A 19211-nucleotide genomic window follows, 5' to 3' on the forward strand; every position below is an offset into this window, starting at 1 on the left:
CGTCCCGGAATGCTTTACAGCGCGGCTGAACGTAAAAAAAGAGCCTGCATCAATGAAGACGCAGGCTCTTTTATCGACAGTATCTGACAGGAATACGTCAGCGCGGCGTACTTAAAATGGAATATCGTCATCCATATCCGAGAAGTTCGGTGCTGGCTTCGGTGCCGGGCGTGGTGCCGGGGCCGGGGCCGGGGCTGGACGCGGGGCTGGCGCCTGGCGCGGGGCCGGGGCGTCGTAGCCGCCACCACCGCCGCCGTAGCTGTCATCGCCACCACCGGCGTCGCCGCCCATGCCGGAGCGACCGCCCAGCATTTGCATCTGTTCCGCGATGATGTCGGTTGCGTACTTCTCGACGCCGTCCTTGTCCGTATATTTACGGGTTTGCAGGCGGCCTTCGACGTAGACGGACGAGCCTTTTTTCAGGTATTGGCCGACGATTTCCGCCAGGCGGCCGAAGAACGAGATACGGTGCCACTCTGTCAATTCTTTTTGTTCGCCCGTATTGCGGTCCTTCGATTTGTACGAAGTGGCCACGGCGATGTTGGCGATCGCGTCGCCGCTAGGCATGTAGCGGATTTCCGGGTCACGGCCCAGATTGCCGACGATGATGACTTTGTTGACTGATGCCATGAATAACTCCTGATGAACTGCAGCGGGAGCCGGTGTCCCGCGCGGTAGTTTAGTGTACTAAACGAGGATTATAAGCGACCACGCGGCGCAAAGCACCCGCTTTCTGGCGGACGCCATCTCTCGTGCGGCAGCACGTTTTTTTCACGGCAAGGGAAAACAAGAAACTTGAATACTGGTATTATATACAGTGTTTAAACGTCTGCACGCACCTGTATCAAACTTTGTCGGGGCACGTTCGCCTGGCGGCGCAATCCGCCCATGGACGCCTCAGGCATGCAGAGCAAAACCCGGCTATAGTAACAGGTTGACCCGTTGTGGCTCCTCATCTGCACCCAGGCACAATGCGCCGGCCGCACCACTCACTGAAAGCAAGGCAATCACATGGAACAGATCCGCATTCGCGGTGCTCGCACGCATAACCTCAAGAATATCAATCTCGATTTGCCGCGCAATAAGCTGATCGTGATTACCGGCTTATCCGGCTCCGGCAAGTCTTCGCTGGCCTTCGACACCTTGTACGCGGAAGGCCAGCGCCGCTATGTCGAGTCGCTGTCGGCCTATGCACGCCAGTTCCTGCAACTGATGGAAAAACCGGACGTCGACCTGATCGAAGGCCTATCCCCCGCCATCTCCATCGAACAGAAGGCAACTTCGCACAACCCACGCTCGACGGTGGGCACCGTGACGGAAATCCACGACTACTTGCGCCTGCTGTACGCGCGTGTTGGCACGCCCTACTGTCCCGACCACCCGGAAAACGCGCTGGCCGCCCAATCCGTGTCGCAAATGGTCGATGCCGTGCTGGCCATGCCGGAAGACACCAAGCTGATGATACTTGCGCCCGTCGTCGCCAACCGCAAGGGCGAGCACGTGGACCTGTTCGAGCAGATGCAGGCGCAGGGCTTCGTGCGCTTCCGCGTGCAGAGCGGCACGCATGCGGCCAAGATCTATGAAGTCGATGACCTCCCGAAATTAAAGAAGACGGAAAAACACACGATCGACGTCGTCATCGATCGCGTCAAGGTGAACCAGGAAATCAAGCAGCGCCTGGCGGAAAGTTTCGAGACGGCCCTGCGCCTGGCCGATGGCCGTGCCATCGCCTACGAGATGGATACCGCCCAGGAACACGTGTACTCCAACAAATTCGCCTGCAATGTGTGTGGCTATTCCCTGCAGGAACTGGAGCCGCGTCTGTTTTCGTTCAACAACCCCATGGGCGCCTGCCCGGAATGCGACGGCCTGGGACACATCGAATTCTTTGACCCGAAACGCATCGTCGCGTTCCCGAATCTGTCGCTGGCCTCGGGCGCCGTCAAAGGCTGGGACCGCCGCAACCAGTTTTACTTCCAGATGCTGTCGAACCTGGCCGCGTTTTACGAGTTCGACCTGGACATGCCGTTCGAGCAACTGGCATTGAATGCCCAGCAAGCCGTGCTGTACGGTTCCGGCAAGCAAGTGATTCCGTTTACCTATGTCAACGAACGGGGCCGCACTGTCATCAAGGAACACACGTTTGAAGGCGTGGTCAACAATCTGCAGCGCCGCTACCGCGAGACGGACTCGATGGCCGTCAAGGAAGAACTGGCCAAGTTCATCAATGAAAAATGCTGCCCCTCATGCGATGGTGCGCGCCTGCGCGTGGAAGCGCGCTTCGTCAAGGTCGGCACAGGCAAGCAGCAGCGCGCCATCTATGAGGTGGCGGGCAAACCGCTGCGCGAAACGCTGGAATTTTTCGAAAAGCTGAAACTGACGGGCGCCAAGAAAGAGATCGCCGACCGCGTGGTCAAGGAAATCATTTCGCGCCTGAAATTCCTCAACAATGTGGGCCTCGATTACCTGTCGCTGGACCGCAGCGCCGACACGCTCTCCGGCGGCGAAGCACAACGCATCCGCCTCGCCTCGCAAATCGGCTCCGGTTTGACGGGCGTCATGTATGTGCTCGATGAACCGTCGATCGGCTTGCACCAGCGCGATAATGACCGCCTGATCGAAACGCTGAAACACTTGCGCGACATCGGCAACAGCGTGCTGGTGGTCGAGCACGATGAAGACGCCATCCGCACGGCCGACTACATCGTCGACATGGGCATCGGCGCGGGTGTGCACGGCGGCGAAATCATCGCCGAAGGCACGCTGCAAGACATTCTCAAAAACAAGAAATCGCTGACGGCGCAATACCTGAACGGCAAGCTGAAAATCGCAGTGCCAGCCAAGCGTCACGCCAGCAATCCGGAGAAGCAGTTGCTGATTACTGGCGCGACGGGCAACAACCTGAAAAAGGTATCGCTGAGCTTGCCGGTGGGCTTGATGACCTGCGTCACGGGCGTGTCCGGCTCGGGCAAATCGTCGCTCGTCAACGATACCCTGTATCCGGCCCTGTCGCGCCATTTGTACGGTTCGCAGACGGAACCGGCGCCGCACGAATCGATCAGCGGCCTGGAGCACTTCGACAAGGTCATCTCCGTCGACCAGGCGCCTATCGGCCGCACGCCGCGCTCCAATCCCGCCACCTACACGGGCTTGTTTACGCCGATCCGCGACTTGTTCTCCACCGTGCCGACGGCCAAGGAACGGGGCTACAGCGCGGGCCGCTTCTCGTTCAACGTCAAGGGCGGACGCTGCGAAGCGTGCCAGGGCGATGGCGTGATCAAGGTCGAAATGCATTTCCTGCCCGACGTCTACGTGCCGTGCGACGTGTGCCATGGCAAGCGCTACAACCGCGAAACCCTGGAAGTGCAATACAAGGGCAAGAACATCACGGAAGTGCTGGGCATGACGGTGGAAGAAGCACATGAATTCTTCAAGCCCGTGCCCTTGATCGCGCGCAAGCTGCAAACCCTGCTCGACGTGGGCCTGGGCTACATCAAGCTGGGCCAGAGCGCCACCACCTTGTCCGGTGGCGAGGCGCAGCGCGTGAAATTGTCGCTGGAACTGTCCAAGCGCGACACGGGCCGCACCCTGTACATCCTCGATGAACCGACGACAGGCTTGCACTTCCACGATATCGATTTGCTGCTGAAAGTCATCCATCGCCTGCGCGACCAGGGCAATACCCTCGTCATCATCGAGCACAACCTCGACGTCATCAAGACGGCCGACTGGATCGTCGACCTGGGCCCAGAAGGCGGCGCCGGCGGCGGGCAGATCATCGCCACGGGCACGCCGGAAGACGTGGCCCTGAACCCGGCCAGCGTGACGGGCAAGTACCTGGGGCCGCTGCTGAAGCAGTAACGACGGCAGCGCAATAAAAAACGGCGCGGATTGCTCATGCAATCCGCGCCGTTTCTCTTTTTGCTAGCACCCCAGTCATTGCCGGCGTGTCATTTATCTCACGCCAGTCTTTGCCGGCGTGTTTCTCCCCCACTACTAAACTTTATGCACTCAGCCGCTTTTCCAGCGCAGCCTTGTTATCTGCCAATTCTTGCGGCAGATGATACGCGAGTTTTTCAAACAACTCCGTATGCAATTTCAATTCTTCCAGCCACGCCGCCTTGTCGATCGAAGTGATGGTATCGAACTGTTCTTGCGTGAACGGCAAGCCATCCCAGTTCAGGTCGCCATACTGCGGCGTCGTGCCGAACAGGTTTTCCACACCGCCGGCCTTGCCTTCGATGCGTTCCAGCATCCATTTCAGCACGCGCATATTGTCGCCAAAGCCAGGCCAGACGAACTTGCCTGCCTCGTCCGTACGGAACCAGTTGACGCAGTAGATCTTCGGCAGGGCGGCAGCGTTAACTTTACCTACTTTGACGCCCATGTCCAGCCAGTGCTGGAAATAATCGCTCATGTTATAGCCGATAAACGGCAACATGGCAAATGGATCGCGGCGCACGACACCCATCTGGCCCACGGCAGCGGCCGTCGTTTCGGAACCCATGGTGGCGGCCATGTAGACGCCTTCGACCCAGTTGCGCGCTTCCGTTACCAGCGGCACGGTGGTGGAGCGGCGGCCACCGAAGATGAAGGCCGAGATCGGCACGCCGGCCGGATCGTCCCAGGCCGCATCAATCACCGGATTTTGCGTAGCAGCAACAGTGAAGCGCGCGTTCGGGTGCGCCGCCTTGGTGCCGGACGCCGGCGTCCAGTCCTTGCCCTGCCAGTCGATCAGGTGGCTTGGTGCTTCTTTCGTCAAACCTTCCCACCAGACATCGCCATCGTCCGTCAGCGCCACGTTGGTGAAGATCGTGTTATCGCGCATGGAGGCCATGCAGTTGTAGTTGGTTTTCTCGTTCGTGCCAGGCGCCACGCCGAAGTAGCCCGCTTCCGGGTTGATGGCGTACAAACGGCCATCGGCGCCTGGCTTGATCCAGGCGATATCGTCGCCGATGGTGGTCACTTTCCAGCCGTTAAAGCTTGCTGGCGGGATCAGCATGGCGAAGTTGGTCTTGCCGCAGGCCGATGGGAACGCCGCCGCAACGTAATGCTTCTTGCCTTCGGGCGATTCCACACCGAGGATCAGCATGTGTTCAGCCAGCCAGCCCGGGTTGCTGTCGGACGCTTGCGCTTCCTGGTAACCCATGTTCGAGGCGATGCGCAGGGCGAAACATTTCTTGCCCAGCAAGGCGTTGCCGCCGTAGCCAGAACCGAAAGACCAGATTTCGCGCGTTTCCGGGAAGTGCACGATGTACTTGGTGCTGTTGCAAGGCCATTTCACGTCGGCCTGACCGGCTGCCAGCGGTGCGCCCACGCTGTGTACGCACGGCACGAACTGGCCATCGGTACCCAGCACGTCGTAGACGGCACGGCCCATGCGGGTCATGATCTTCATGTTGACGGCGACATAGGGCGAGTCGGACAGTTCCACGCCGATGTGCGCGATGGGCGAACCCAGCGGGCCCATCGAGAATGGCACGACGTACATGGTACGGCCACGCATGCAGCCATCGAACAGGCCGTTCAGGGTGTGGCGCATCTCGCCAGGCTCGGTCCAGTTATTCGTCGGGCCAGCCGCTTCTTTCGTTGCCGAGCAGATATACGTGCGGTCTTCGACGCGGGCCACGTCGCTCGGGTCGGAGCAGGCCAGGTAGGAATTCGGGCGCTTTTCCGCATTGAGTTTTTTCATGGTGCCGCTGGCAACCATTTCGGCGCACAAGCGCTCGTACTCTTCTTGCGAGCCATCGCACCAGTAGATGCGCTCCGGCTTGGTCAGCGCGGCAATGTCGGCCACCCAGTTGATCAGTTTCTGTTGTTTAATATAAGCTGGGACGTTGAGTGCGGCGACGCCACCCATGACGGGCTGATTCATATTACCTCCAATACCAATAAAAGAAATTCTGGTCATTCCGGCAAGACAGGCAGCATCGTTGAGAGGTGGCTGCGGCTCACTGCGGGCGGGATGCTCACGCTGGCAGGGCTCTGGTGTCGTTTACCTGGATCATGCACCCAGGTAGCAAGAACAGTTTGCGCTTTAACTATACTCAGGAAGCTTCAAAAGTGCCGGCGATTGTACACCCGCCAATCAGCTATTCTCGCAAAAATGTAGGAGAATAGCTTGACTAATGTAGTAGGCTATTCAGCATTTCCCGTATCCTGTTATTTCCCTACCAAATCCTTACTAAAATCGGCCATCCACCATGAAAATTGCCATACTCGATGATTACCAGGATGCCGTGCGCGGCCTCGATTGTTTCCAATTGCTCGATGGCAACGAGGTCAAAGTATTCAGCAATACGGCGCGGGGCCTGGGCCAGCTGGCGATCCGCCTGGCGCCGTTCGACGCGCTGGTACTGATCCGCGAACGCAGCAGTTTCAACCGGGCCCTGCTGTCGAAACTGCCGAACCTGAAACTGATTTCGCAAACAGGCAAGGTCAGCGGACACATCGATGTGACGGCCGCCACGGAGCTGGGCATCGCCATCGCGGAAGGCATAGGCTCGCCCACGGCGCCGGCCGAACTGACGTGGGCACTGATCATGGCGGCGCAGCGCAAGATCGTGCCTTACGCGCAACATTTACAGGAGGGGCTGTGGCAGACGTCGTCACTGGAACCGGCGCGCAATACGCTGGGGACTGTACTCAAAGGGCGCACCCTGGCGATCTGGGGCTACGGCAAAATCGGCCAATTGATCGCCGGCTATGGCCGCGCCTTCGGCATGAACATCCTCGTGTGGGGCAGCGAAGCGAGCCGCGCGGCGGCCGTGGCCGCGGGCGACACGGCGGCGATTTCGCGCGAAGCGTTCTTTGAACAAGCGGACGTGCTGACCTTGCACCTGCGCCTGTCCGACAAGACGCGCGGCCTGGTTACCAACGAAGACCTGGCGCGCATGAAACCGACTTCCCTGTTCGTCAACACCAGCCGCGCCGAACTGGTGGCTGAAGGGGCGCTGGAAACGGCGCTGCCGCTGGGACGCCCGGGCGCCGCCGCGCTGGACGTATTTACGGACGAGCCGCTGCCGCCAGGCGCGCCATTGCTGCTGCTGCCGAACGTGCTGGCCACGCCACACCTGGGCTACGTCGAGCGTGACAGCTATGAGCTGTATTTCCGCTACGCCTTGCAAAACATCGTCGATTTTGCGCAGGGTCAATGCACGCGCCTGCTCAATCCCGAGGTGCTGCAGCACGCGCGGCAAACGCCTCAGGAGCGCTGAAAGCCCTTGATGAGGTCGGCCTCGCCCGTGAGGCGGATGGCGGGCGCTGGCAGCACGTGGCGGCCACGCCACAGGCCAGCCCAGCCGGGTGGCCAGGCGATGTCCGGCCCGGCATATGGCGCCACGCCAGCGCGCACGGCGACCACCGGCACGGGCGGCATGTCGGGCAAAGGCTCGCCTGGGCTGCGCTGCATGTCCAGGCTGTACATGTAATTGGGCAACAAGGCGTCGCAGACACGGCCAAACCAGTCGCTATGGTCGTCGTCGCGGCCCAGCGCCTGCGCCAGCCCTTGCGGGTCGAAACGGGCCAGCGCATCGATCAGCTCGCCGGTAGAGGCGCCGGGCGTATCGCCCCAGCCCATCACGGGGTTAACGTTGTAATCGGCGCCCGAGCCATACCAGCCTTCGCGCCAGGGCCGCTGCATCCAGTCACGCGGCCCCGTGAACAAATGCCAGCGCCAGTGCAGGCCGGACGGTTTCGGCCAGGAATACAGGTACAGTTTTTGATAGCCGGCCTGATGCAGTTCGCGCACCATGGCCATCAGGCGAGCATGCGGCATGCGGTCGGGCGGCGCGCGGCGGAACAGGATCGCTTCGCCATCGGCAAACTGCACATCGTCGGTCGACAGGTTCAGGTCCAGGGTCCGCGATTCGCTGCCGAAACGGGCGGCAATCCAGCCCGTCAGCAAATTGACGGACGTGATCACACCGTAACCTCGGTGGCGGTGAAAAATGACGGTACCGGGAGCGAGCGCTTTCATACGGAGTCGGGGCGGTAGGCAAACAAAGAAACCAGTGTACTCACAGGTGGTCAAATTTTCCAGTGGCGATCTGCAACGGCCTGCGGCGGGCCCGCCTTTCACGCAAGGCACACAATCCACGCTATCATGCGCGTCATTCTCCACTGACATCGTGACCACATCATGACTTTGCGCATACTCGCCACTGGCGGCACTTTCGACAAACACTACAACGAATTGAACGGTACCCTGGGCTTTTCCGACAGTCATTTGCCGGCAGCGATTGCCCGCGCGCGCATGACGGCGCCCGTGGCCCTGGAGCAACTGCCCCTGCTGGACTCGCTCGACATGCAGGATGCGGACCGCCAGCGCGTGCTGGCCTCGTGCCGCGCGGCACAGGAGAAAGCCATCGTCATCATCCACGGCACCGACACCATGCGCGAAACGGCGCAAGTGCTGGGTGCGGCGAACCTGCAGCAGACGGTCATCTTGACGGGCGCCATGATTCCTTATGAAATCGACAATTCCGATGCCCTGTTCAACCTGGGCTTTGCCTGCGGCGTGGCGCAAACCTTGCCATCTGGCGTGTACGTAGCCATGAATGGCCAGATCTTCGCCTGGGACAACGTGCAAAAGAACCGCGCCGCCGGCGTGTTCCAGCCCTTGTAAGCCGATGGCAGGAATGGTGGCAAACAGCAGACCGGCAAACGGTCTGACTGACCATCTTTCACAATTCAAGCAGCCCGTTTCAACGGGCTTTTTTTACGTTTTTTTACCTTGCACTAATTCTGCAAAGCAACAGCTTTCAACGAATTATTGCAGGTAAAACATCGAATTGCCAATAGAATAATTTTATGTTGTAAAAAAACGCCATTGATCATTTTTAAAAACACCGATCCTGTCAAATATAAAATCGTCATTTAACAATTTAATTGAAGTTTCTTCAGTATCCGTAAATTATTGCCAAATCCGACACGGTTAGGGTGCATTTTTTCTTTCTTAGAAGACATAATGTTTGCCTCGACAAGTCATAAGTGCATTTATAACAATATTGCGCTAAGTAGTCTTCCACCTCCCACGGACGTGGTTCCGCCTACCGTACACGCGCACCGCTGGTCATCTATCCGATGGCCTGAGCGGTGCTCGTGTACCGCTTGTCGTTATTAAAACTACTACGGAGTAATTGTTACAATGGCATTTAAAGAAAAAATTGGCGTACGCAGCGTACGCCTGGCCCTGACCGTCCTGGCAGGCAGCGTCTTGTTCTCTGGCCAATCCATGGCAGACGAAGCAATTCAAAAAGTTGAAATTACCGGTTCGAGTATCAAGCGTATCGCCGTCGAAGGCGCACTGCCAGTGCAGCGCCTGACGCAAGAAGCGATCGCCCGTACCGGCGCAAACACCGTTGCTGATCTGGTACAAAGCCTGCCAGCCATGCAAGGTTTCACCATCGGCGCCGTTGCCGCCGGTTCCAACTCGGGTGGCCGCACCAGCGCATCGATCCATGACATCGGCGAAAGCTACACCCTGGTTCTGCTGAACGGCCGCCGCATCGCGCCACAAGGCTCGGGTACCTCCGTCAACCTGAACGCCATTCCGATGAGCGCGGTTGAGCGCGTCGAAATCCTGACCGACGGCGCTTCGGCCCTGTACGGCTCGGACGCCATTGCCGGCGTGATCAACTTCATCCTGAAGAAAAACGTCCAAGGCGGCACCCTGGAAGCCACCTACGGCGGCCCGGAAGACAAAGGCGGCAACGCCTGGAATACCAACGTCACCTACGGCTTCGGCGATCTGGATGAAGATCGCTTCAACGTGCTGGTATCGTACCGCCACGATGAGCAATCGAAACTGAAGGCAACGGACCGCTCGTTCGCCCGTTCGTCGTACATTCCTGTCAGCAACGGCGGCAAGAACTACATCTACGACCGCACCAGCCCGTCGACAGCGCCAGGTAACGCCACCGTCGCCTTCAAGGACAGCGCCACCAACCCACAACTGCAGTTCAGCCCGTACCTGGCTGCCAACGGCAATTGCGGCCCGACCAACTACGTCACGGCTACCAACGCTGCGGCATGCGGCTTCGATGGCGGTTCGACCGTTGAAATCGTTCCAGAATCGAAACGCGACAGCCTGTTCTCGCGCGGTACCTACAAACTGACGGACAACCTGAATGCGTTTGCCGAAGTCGCCCTGTCGCGCTACGACCTGACCGCGCGCATCGCCGCCAACCCGGTGCCGATCACGATCGCCAAGGGCAGCGCGCTGTACAACCAGTACGTCCAGCCATACCTGACGCCTGCGCAGCAAGCGGACGTGAAAACCGTCACCGCCAACTACCGCATGGTTGACTGGGGCACCCGCGCCAGCAACACCATCACCGACACCAAACATTTCGTCGTCGGCGTGGAAGGCGAAGTGGGCGAGTGGAACGTGGAATCGGCCCTGACCTGGTCGCAAAACGCGATCGATGAGCGCTATGTGGGCGGCTATGCCAAGAACGCCGAGTTCAAGGCCATGCAAAAAGATCCATTGTTCAACCCGTTCGTACCAGCTGGCAGCGCTTCGCCAGCCCTGCAGAACCTGATCAACAATTCGCAATTCAACGGTTCGATCCGTACGGCATCGACCACCATGCGCGGCATCGACGCGCACGGTTCGCGGGAACTGTTCACCCTGCCAGGCGGCAAGGCCAATATCGGTATCGGCGGCGACTACCGCGAATACAAATATGAGCAAACGCCATCGAACGGCGCGACCAGCGACACGATCTACAACTTCAACACCTCGGCACGCTACGACCTGAGCCGCGAAACCTATGGTGTGTTTGCCGAATTGCTGGCACCTGTCACCAAAACGATCGAAGTGAGCCTGGCCGGCCGTTACGACACCATCACCAAGATCGACAACGGTGTTGTGAACAAGTCCATCGGTAAAGACCAAAGCGCCAGCACCTACAAAGTGACGGCACGCTGGCAGCCAGTCCAGCAATTGCTGGTACGTGGTTCGTACGGCACGGGCTTCAAGGCGCCGAGCATGCTGGACATTGGCCAGCCACTGGTCAACAACGGTTTCACCGCCAAACCATGGGATTGCCCATTCCCAGGCAGCGATCTGTGCCGCGGCAAAGCCCAGCAATACAATCAGTTGGCAGGCGGTAACGAAAACCTGAAACCGGAAAAATCGAAGCAGTACACCGTTGGTTTCCGTATCGAACCTAGCTCGGCATTCTCGTTCGGCGCCGATCTGTGGGATGTGAAGATCACCGACGCGGTGTCGGCAGTAAGCGAAACCCAGGCCTTCGGCAATCCAGCGCTGTACAAGGATCTGTTCGGCGCCTATACCGAGCCATCGACCGGCAATACCTACTTTGCGTTCAAGTCGCTGTCGATGAACATCGGCCAGACGCATAACCGTGGTATTGACTGGGACATGACCGGTCGCCACCGCTTTGACTTCGGTAACTTCACGGCCAACCTGAGCGGTACCCATATGCTCAAGGCTGACTACACCGTGCCAGGCACCAAGAATCAGTGGACCACCAACATGAACTACTTCGGTATCACCGATGCAGTCACGTTCCGCAACCTGATCAAGCTGAACATGAGCCTGGAATCGGGCAAGCTGACCAGCAGCATGGTTGTCAGCTATCGTAACGGCTACACCGATGCAGCTGCTTCGGTACTGAACGTCGATACCAAGAAACTGGAAACGATCCGCCTGGAAGTTCCGTCGTACACCACCGTCGATCTGCAAGGCCGCTATGCCTTCAGCTCGGCGTTGACGCTGCGCGCTGGTATCAAGAACCTGTTTGACCGTGAACCGCCGCTGTCGCTGCGCGCTTCGTCGGGCCACCAGGTTGGTTTCGATCCACGCTACGCCGATCCAATGATGCGTTCGGTCTACTTCACCGGTAGCTACAAGTTCTAATGTGACGTTTTAAATTAGGCTTGGTAAAAGCGCCTTGCACCTCACCGTGCAAGGCGCTTTTTTTATACGTCAGCAAAGGACGCTGGCGAAAAAAAAGGAGCCGAAGCTCCTTTTTCGTACCGGCATGACGACGCTTACGCCGTCGCCTCGCCGCCCAATGCTTCGACCACGTCGGCCATCAGCTTGCTCAGCTCGCCCGTCATCAGCATCACGTCGCCGTCGAAACGCTCTTCGTCGTTCTTCGTGCTCGATTCCGTTTCCTTGATCACGTCCAGCGGCTTGACGCTCTTGATGGCCAAGGACTCCGTCAGCACGAACGAGATCTTGTCGTTCCACGTCATGGCCAGGCGCGTGCACTGCTTGCCGGCCGCGATGTGGCGGCGCACGTCGTCCGCTTCCAGCGTGTGGCGCACGTAGCGCACGGTGGCCTTGCTCTCGCCCGTGGCGCGCAATTCCGTATCCATGTCGACCGTGAAGCCGGCAGGCGCATCGTCGGCCTGCAGCCACTCCGTCATCACCGCCACCGGCGAGCGCTGCACGCGCAAGCTTTCCAGCGGCAGTTTGTCGACGGCTTTCAGCAGCAGCTTGATGACTTCATCGGCTTTTGCCGGGCTGGCGGCATCGACCACCAGCCAGCCATTGACGGGGTCGATCCACGTCCATACATTGCTGCGGATGCTGAAGGCGCGCGGCAGCAATTCGTCGGCCACGCGTTCCTTCAATTCTTTCATGGCTTTCTTGCCAGGCGCAAAGCCTTGTGCTTCTTCCATCTCGGCAGCGCGGGCCTTGGCCACCTGGTTGATGACGGTCGCTGGCAGCAGTTTCTTTTCCGTACCCAGCAAGATCAACATTTGTTTGTTGACAACATGGACCAGACCACCATTCGGGCGTGGCGTATCCCAGCCCTGGCGCATCAGATCCATGCTGGTCGCCGGCGTAAATTTGTTCGAGGACAAGGCCTCTTCCAGTTGTTCTGGCGTATAAGCCCATGGTGCGGGCAGGCGGTAAATCTGAAGATTCTTGAACCACATAGTTTTTGTCTTCCGTTTGTTTCAGTAGTGCCAGGGGAACGCCATTCTACACTTTCGACACGGGAATGCCGTCAAAAGCGCGGACTGGCGCGATGCTTGTAATCCATGGGGAATGCCGCTACAGGGCGGGAAACAGCTCCGCCTGGGCTGGCGCCTGCCGCGTCACGACGGCCGGATCGGACAAGGTCGAGATGCGCACGCCCAGCAGGCGGATTTTCTTTTCAAACGGCACGCGCCGCAAGCAATCGCGGCTGGCGCGCAGGATGGCGGCGGCGTCCGCCGTGGCGCTGGGCAAGGTGATGTCGCGCGTGACAGTGCTGAAATCCTCGAAGCGCAGCTTGATGCCCACCGTGCGCCCCGCCAGCGACTGCTTGTCGAGGTCGCCCGCCACGCGCGTACACAGGCTTTCCAGCTTTTCCGACAGGGTGGCGCGGTCGCGCACCACTTGCAAGTCGCGCTCGAACGTCGTTTCGCGGCTGACGGACTTGGTTTCCCGGCTCGTCTGCACGGGGCGCTCGTCGATGCCCAGCGCCGCCTGGCGCAGCCAGCCCGTGTACAGGTCGCCGAACTGCGTACGCAGCATGGTGAGATCGGCTCGTGCCAGTTCGCCGATGGTAATAATTCCCAAGGCTTCCAGCTTGGCCGTGGCCTTCGGGCCGATGCCGTTGATCTTTTTTGCCGGCAAGGGCCATACGCGTGTTTCGACATCCTCGGGATGCAGGATGGTCAGGCCGTCGGGCTTTTCCAGGTCGGAACAGATTTTTGCCAGCAATTTGTTGGGCGCCAGGCCGACCGAGCACGAGAGGCCCGTCGCTTCGAACACGGCCGTCTTCAGGCGCGCTGCCATGGCGGGCGCCTGCTCGCCATGTTCGGTGAGATCGATATAGATTTCATCGATGCCCACGTTCTGGATGATGGGGCACAGATGGGCCACGGCTTGCTTGAAGCGGGCCGAATACTCGCGGTAGGCCTCGAAATCGGCTGGCAGCAGAATACTATCGGGCGCCAGCCTGGCGGCCTTCATGATGCCCATGGCGGAAAACACGCCGAACGCGCGCGCCGCATAGGTGGAGGTGGTGACGACGCCGCGCCCCACGTAGTCGCGCATGCGCGCAAACTGCCGCGTGCCGTCCTCCTGCAGCACGGGTTGCTGCAGCCGGCCGCCGCCGATGACGACGGCTTCGCCGCGCAGTTCCGGATACTTCAACAGTTCGACGGAGGCAAAGAAGGCATCCATGTCCAGGTGGGCAATCCAGCGGCGGGCTTCAGGCAAGGTAGGAGCAGATGTGGTCAAGGACACCTCGCGGCAGGATGCAGATGAATACTGTAATTATATACAGTATCGCTGGAAATCCCCATGGATGCAAGTTGAAACGCATGCGCACGGCGGTTGCTTTTCTCAATGGCAAGATTACAATCCTGACATAACTATTCAAAGGAGTCGCCTTGTCTATAGCACATCAAGCTTTGCGCCATCTGGCCGTCTGCTCATCCATCGTGCTGTCCACGCTGGCGCCATCCGCGCTCGCCGCCGATGCCGCCGCCATTGCACCTGTCGCCGCCAAGACAGCCTGGCAGGAAACGCGCCACGGCACGGTCGTCACGGACGACTACCGCTGGCTGCAAAAGAAGACCGATCCTGCCGTCATCGACTACCTGAATGCGGAAAACGCCTACACGGCCGCCGTCACGGCCCCGATCCAGCCGCTCGCCGACAAAGTGTATGCGGAAGTCAAAGGCCGCATGCAGGAAGTGGACCTGTCCGTGCCTGCGCGCCAGGGTAACTTTTACTATTACACGCGTACGGAAGCGGGCAAGCAATACCCGCTTCACTGCCGCCGCCCTGTCGGCGCGAATGGCGCCTACGATGCCCAGGCGGCCGAAGAAGTCTTGCTGGACCAGAATCAATTGGCCGAAGGCCACAAATTCTTTGCCGTGCGCGCATTTTCAATCAGCCCGAATGAGCAATTGCTGGCCTACACCACCGACACGACGGGTTTCCGCCAGTACGAGCTGCATATCAAGGATTTGAAGACGGGCAAGTTGCTGCCTGATACCATGCCACGCGTGACATCGCTGGCCTGGGCGGCGGATAACGCCACCCTGATGCTAGCCCAGGAAGACGCCACCACCAAGCGCTCGGACCGCCTGTTCCGCCTGGCTCTGGGCGGCACGCCGCAGCAGGTCTACCACGAGCCAGTGGAGCAATTCGCCATCAATGTGGGCCGCACGCACGACAAACGCTACTTTTTGCTGACCTCGGGCAGCACGGATACCAGCGAAGTGCTGCTGTTGCCAACCAACAAGCCGGAAGGCAGTTTCCAGAGCGTGCTCAAGCGTGAAAAGGGCCACCGCTACGGCGTCGAACACCGCGACGGACAACTATACATTCTCACCAACAAGGATGCAAAGAATTTCCGCGTCGTCAGCGCACCGCTGTCTGCGCCGCAGCCGAAGAACTGGAAACCCGTCGTGCCGCACAGCAAGGACGCCGTGATCCAGTCCATCGACGTGTTCCAGGGCTACCTGGTGGTGATGGAAAAGGCCCGCGCCCTGAACCGCGCGCGCATCTATGATTTTGCGCAAAAGAACTGGAAAACCGTGCAGTTCGACGATCCCGTCTACCTGGCCACGGCGGCCGGTACGCCCGAATTTAACGCCACGCAATTTCGCATGTCTTACCAGTCGCCCGTCACGCCACCCACGGTGATTGACGTCAGCATGAAAGATGGCAAGCGCACGGTGCTGAAACAACAGGAAATTGTCGGAGGCTTTGATGGCAGCCGCTACACCACGCAGCGCCTGTGGGTAACAGCGCGCGATGGCGTGCAAGTGCCGCTGTGGATTGTCTACAAGAAAGGCGTCAAGCTCGACGGTTCAGCGCCGCTGCTGCTGTACTCGTATGGCTCGTATGGCATCTCGACGGAAGCCAGCTTTGGCCTCGCCCGTCTCAGCCTGCTGGACCGGGGCGTCATCTATGCCCAGGCGCATATCCGCGGCGGTACCGACATGGGCGAAGCCTGGCATGAAGACGGCATGCTGATGAAGAAGAAAAATACCTTCAATGACTTCATCGACAGCGCCGACTACCTGGTGCGCGAAAAATGGACGAGTCCGAACCGTCTCATCATCCAGGGCGGCAGCGCGGGCGGCCTCCTGATGGGCGCCGTCGTCAACATGCGTCCCGAACTGTTCCACGCCGTGCACGCGGCCGTACCGTTCGTCGATGTGATGAACACCATGATGGACGCCAGCCTGCCCCTGACGACTGGGGAGTACCTGGAATGGGGCGACCCGAACCAGAAGGCGGCCTATGACTACATGCTCAGCTACTCGCCGTACGACAACATTACGCGCAAAAATTATCCAGCCATGCTGGTGACGACGGGGCTGAATGACAGCCAGGTGATGTACTGGGAACCGGCCAAGTATGTGGCCAAGCTGCGCGCGTATAAGACGGACAGCAATCCCCTGCTGCTGAAAACGAATATGGGCGCCGGCCATGGCGGTGCTTCGGGCCGCTATAACGCCATTCAGGAAAGTGCATTCCATATGGCGTGGATGCTGTCGCAGTGGGGTATTACCCAATAATGTGAAAAAAGCGCTTGCAGAAGGATTTTAGCCATCCTATAATAGCGCCTCTTCCAGACGTGGTGACAAACGTCAGGATAGTTTTCTGAGACAAGCAACGGGTGCTTAGCTCAGTTGGTAGAGCGGCGCCCTTACAAGGCGTAGGTCGGGAGTTCGAGCCTCTCAGCACCCACCAAATCAGAAAACTGTCCAGTGCTTCATGGATCAGCAATACAGATCATACGAGCTTGGAGTGGTAGTTCAGTTGGTTAGAATACCGGCCTGTCACGTCGGGGGTCGCGGGTTCGAGTCCCGTCCGCTCCGCCAATAAAAGAAAAGCCCTTTGGTTCTCTGAACCGAAGGGCTTTTCCCATTTCAGAAGCAAAAAACACGTCAGTACTCCCTTCCTTGAATATTTTTGCACTTTTCAGCAAAAAAACTGCTTTTAGCCCTCAAGAATAGTTGCACAAGCGGGAAAGCACCCCCTATAATAGTGCCTCTTCCAGACGTGGTGACAAACGTCGGGATAGTTTTCTGGGTATGCGGGTGCTTAGCTCAGTTGGTAGAGCGGCGCCCTTACAAGGCGTAGGTCGGGAGTTCGAGCCTCTCAGCACCCACCACCAATACAGAAAATTATCCAGTGCTTCATGGATCAGCAACACAGATCATACGAGCTTGGAGTGGTAGTTCAGTTGGTTAGAATACCGGCCTGTCACGTCGGGGGTCGCGGGTTCGAGTCCCGTCCGCTCCGCCAATAAAAGAAAAGCCCTTTGGTTCTCTGAACCGAAGGGCTTTTCCCATTGTGGGATCAGAATCTCAACACCGCCAACCTCAACCTCAAAGCTAACTTATCCGGGGGTCTGACCCCGGCTGTTAGAATCAGCGCTACCCTGACTTCGCCCCTGCCCGCATGCGCTTGCCCCGTAGTACTCCTGCCTATATCGCCCTGCGCCTGCGCCTGGCCCATCATGCTTTGCTGCAATTTTCCGCCAGCCTGAGGAGTTCCATGGAGATCTTCTTTTTCCTGGCCGGACCTGTCCTGCTGGGTCTGCTCAGCGTCATCGCCCTGCCTGGCTTTCTCGCCGTGAGCCTGCCCTGGCCCGCCGCCCTGGCTGTCGTGAGCGCGCAAGTCCTGCTGACCTGCCTGCCCGCCTGGCTGCTGCGCAAACGGCTGCTGCCTGCTCCCATCGCCGCCTGGCTGCGCCAGCTGCCCTTGCCGACGCGCTTGCGCTGGCAAGCCGACATGGCTGTGGCCGGTTTGCTGATGCTGCCGCTGGGCCTCGCCTATGCCGTCTCGACCACCATCTGGCTGTTGCAGTCGCCACCCTGGCTGCGCCCGATTGTCGCGCCCGGCATTGCCGCCACCATCGCCGCCTGGCTGCTGGCCTGGCTGCTGACGACGCTCATCGTGGCGCAGCGCCTGCGCGCGCCACGCCCCGCACAAAGGGCGCGCCCACCCACCATGACCGCCTATGTGCCGCACCGGCCCCGCTGGCGCACCGTGTTCCTGTGGCACCAGTTGTTCTGGCTACCGTTCTGGCGCAACGACAATGTAATTGGCATCCAGCAAAGCGTGCTGCTGGCCACGGCTGGCGCCAGCATGCTGGCCTGGTTGCTGCGCCCGCCCCTGGTGCCCGCGCCACTGTTGGGTTTGCTGGCCAGCGCCAGCCTGATCATTGTGACGGACCGCGGCGACAAGGCCGTGCGCGAGCAGATCGGCTTGCTGCAACCCTCGCTGAACGCCTGGCCCCTGGCCAGCACCGCCCTGACGCGCCTGGCCTGCGCCGCCAGCCTGCTGCCGCCGGTTGCCGTGCTGCTGGCAGGCGCTGTCTTGCTGTACAACCTTCACCCCGCCGCCTTGCAGCAGCGCGTCACCAGCATGTATGCCCTCACCGCCAGCGCGGCCCTGCTGGCCATCGTCGGCCTGCCCCGCCTGACGGCGCGCGGACGCGTCGTCCTCGTCGTGCTATCCATCCTTGCCTTGAGCGCCATTGGGAGCGAATTATGGAATTGAATGCCACTTCTCCCACCCTGCACATCGAACACCTCGATTTTCATTTCCCCACGCACAGCGTCTTCCAGGGCTGCAATCTGCAATTCGGCCCCGGCGTCACTTGGCTGCGCGGCGCAAACGGGGCAGGCAAGACGACCTTGCTGAAACTGGCGGGTGGCGCCCTGCTGCCCGCGCGCGGCGCCATCCGCCTGGACGACATCGACAGTGCTTTCATGCCGCTGGCCTACCGCGCCCAGGCCTTCTATTGTGGCGGCGACGCCCCTTCCCTGCCCTGGCTGCAGGTGCACGAAATGCTCGACCTGCACCTGGCCCTGTACCCGGGCAGCGACCAGTCCCTGCTGAACGACGAGCTGAGCGCATTTGCCATGACGCCGACCTTGCAGCAAAGCATCACCGCCCTTTCGCTGGGCCAGCACAAAAAGCTGCAACTGGCCTTGGCGCTGGCCTTGCCCGTGCGCCTGCTGCTGATCGATGAACCGTTCAATGGCCTCGACGCGGCGGCCATGGCGCATCTGCGCACGCGCCTGTCCGAACCGTCCCGCCTGGCGCGCCAGTGCATCGTGCTGACCAGTCACCTGGTGCCGGATGTGCCGCTGGCGGCGACAGTGGAAATATAGACAGGAAATACAGCTTTGCAGATCGACCAAGAAACGCTTACGATGCCGTGGTGCAAAACCGGCGATCCCGGTGCCACCACTACCATAAAACG

At 59.7% G+C, this 19211-nt stretch carries 12 protein-coding genes and 4 tRNA genes; 11 read left to right on the plus strand and 5 right to left on the minus strand.

Features of this window, described 5'->3' with window-relative positions; translation table 11 throughout:
* Window positions 1-111: 111 nt before the first annotated feature.
* A complete protein-coding gene (gene ssb / locus CLU92_RS19085) occupies window positions 112-630 on the minus strand; it encodes a single-stranded DNA-binding protein (RefSeq protein ID WP_101483181.1) in 519 nt (172 codons plus the stop codon).
* Window positions 631-1011: 381 nt separating this feature from the next.
* Here ssb and uvrA point away from each other — a divergent pair, with 381 nt between their 5' ends.
* Window positions 1012-3861, plus strand: a complete 2850-nt coding sequence (uvrA, locus tag CLU92_RS19090) for an excinuclease ABC subunit UvrA (protein WP_101483182.1) — start codon at window positions 1012-1014, stop codon at window positions 3859-3861.
* A 142-nt stretch (window positions 3862-4003) separates the two neighbouring features.
* On the opposite strand, the gene CLU92_RS19095 is transcribed toward uvrA, so the two are convergent.
* Window positions 4004-5875 (minus strand): phosphoenolpyruvate carboxykinase (GTP), encoded by a 1872-nt coding sequence (locus CLU92_RS19095; protein WP_101483183.1) that lies wholly within the window; start codon window positions 5873-5875, stop codon window positions 4004-4006.
* Between the two features lie 328 nt (window positions 5876-6203).
* Here CLU92_RS19095 and CLU92_RS19100 point away from each other — a divergent pair, with 328 nt between their 5' ends.
* Window positions 6204-7217 carry a D-2-hydroxyacid dehydrogenase family protein gene (locus tag CLU92_RS19100; RefSeq protein WP_101483184.1) on the plus strand — a complete coding sequence of 338 codons (1014 nt, stop codon included), beginning with the start codon at window positions 6204-6206 and terminating at the stop codon, window positions 7215-7217.
* Here the strand turns inward: CLU92_RS19100 and CLU92_RS19105 are convergent.
* Window positions 7205-7978, minus strand: coding sequence for an L-asparaginase (locus tag CLU92_RS19105; protein WP_101483185.1), 774 nt, complete (start codon window positions 7976-7978; stop codon window positions 7205-7207). The two genes, CLU92_RS19100 and CLU92_RS19105, sit on opposite strands and share 13 nt — an antisense overlap.
* Before the next feature lie 162 nt (window positions 7979-8140).
* On the opposite strand from CLU92_RS19105, the gene CLU92_RS19110 reads away from it, so the two are divergent.
* Window positions 8141-8626 (plus strand): asparaginase domain-containing protein, encoded by a 486-nt coding sequence (locus tag CLU92_RS19110; RefSeq protein ID WP_101483186.1) that lies wholly within the window; start codon window positions 8141-8143, stop codon window positions 8624-8626.
* Between the two features lie 522 nt (window positions 8627-9148).
* On the plus strand, window positions 9149-11887 hold the full coding sequence (locus tag CLU92_RS19115; protein WP_101483187.1) for a TonB-dependent receptor: 2739 nt from the start codon (window positions 9149-9151) through the stop codon (window positions 11885-11887).
* A gap of 134 nt (window positions 11888-12021) precedes the next feature.
* Here CLU92_RS19115 and CLU92_RS19120 read toward each other — a convergent pair whose 3' ends face one another.
* Window positions 12022-12918 carry a recombination-associated protein RdgC gene (locus tag CLU92_RS19120; protein ID WP_034754435.1) on the minus strand — a complete coding sequence of 299 codons (897 nt, stop codon included), beginning with the start codon at window positions 12916-12918 and terminating at the stop codon, window positions 12022-12024.
* 118 nt (window positions 12919-13036) lie between these two features.
* Entirely contained in the window at window positions 13037-14191 is a 1155-nt protein-coding gene (gene dinB / locus CLU92_RS19125; RefSeq protein WP_101483188.1) for a DNA polymerase IV, read from the minus strand.
* A gap of 173 nt (window positions 14192-14364) precedes the next feature.
* Between dinB and CLU92_RS19130 the strand changes: the two genes are divergently transcribed.
* The 7 genes from CLU92_RS19130 (at window position 14365) to CLU92_RS19160 (ending at window position 19119) form a co-directional block, all read left to right on the plus strand.
* Window positions 14365-16509: a S9 family peptidase gene (locus CLU92_RS19130; RefSeq protein ID WP_101483189.1), complete on the plus strand. Its 2145-nt coding sequence runs from the start codon at window positions 14365-14367 to the stop codon at window positions 16507-16509.
* Window positions 16510-16608: 99 nt separating this feature from the next.
* Window positions 16609-16684 (plus strand) — tRNA-Val (locus tag CLU92_RS19135).
* Window positions 16685-16738: 54 nt separating this feature from the next.
* Window positions 16739-16815: transfer RNA gene (locus CLU92_RS19140), tRNA-Asp, on the plus strand.
* Window positions 16816-17032: 217 nt separating this feature from the next.
* A tRNA-Val gene (locus CLU92_RS19145) sits at window positions 17033-17108 on the plus strand.
* 57 nt (window positions 17109-17165) lie between these two features.
* A tRNA-Asp gene (locus CLU92_RS19150) sits at window positions 17166-17242 on the plus strand.
* Window positions 17243-17404: 162 nt separating this feature from the next.
* Window positions 17405-18502 carry a hypothetical protein gene (locus CLU92_RS19155; protein WP_257561125.1) on the plus strand — a complete coding sequence of 366 codons (1098 nt, stop codon included), beginning with the start codon at window positions 17405-17407 and terminating at the stop codon, window positions 18500-18502.
* Window positions 18493-19119: an ATP-binding cassette domain-containing protein gene (locus CLU92_RS19160; protein ID WP_101483190.1), complete on the plus strand. Its 627-nt coding sequence runs from the start codon at window positions 18493-18495 to the stop codon at window positions 19117-19119. The genes CLU92_RS19155 and CLU92_RS19160 overlap by 10 nt, the downstream gene beginning before the upstream one ends.
* Window positions 19120-19211: the final 92 nt, after the last annotated feature.

Source organism: Janthinobacterium sp. 61, from assembly GCF_002846335.1.
Classification (GTDB): domain Bacteria; phylum Pseudomonadota; class Gammaproteobacteria; order Burkholderiales; family Burkholderiaceae_D; genus Janthinobacterium.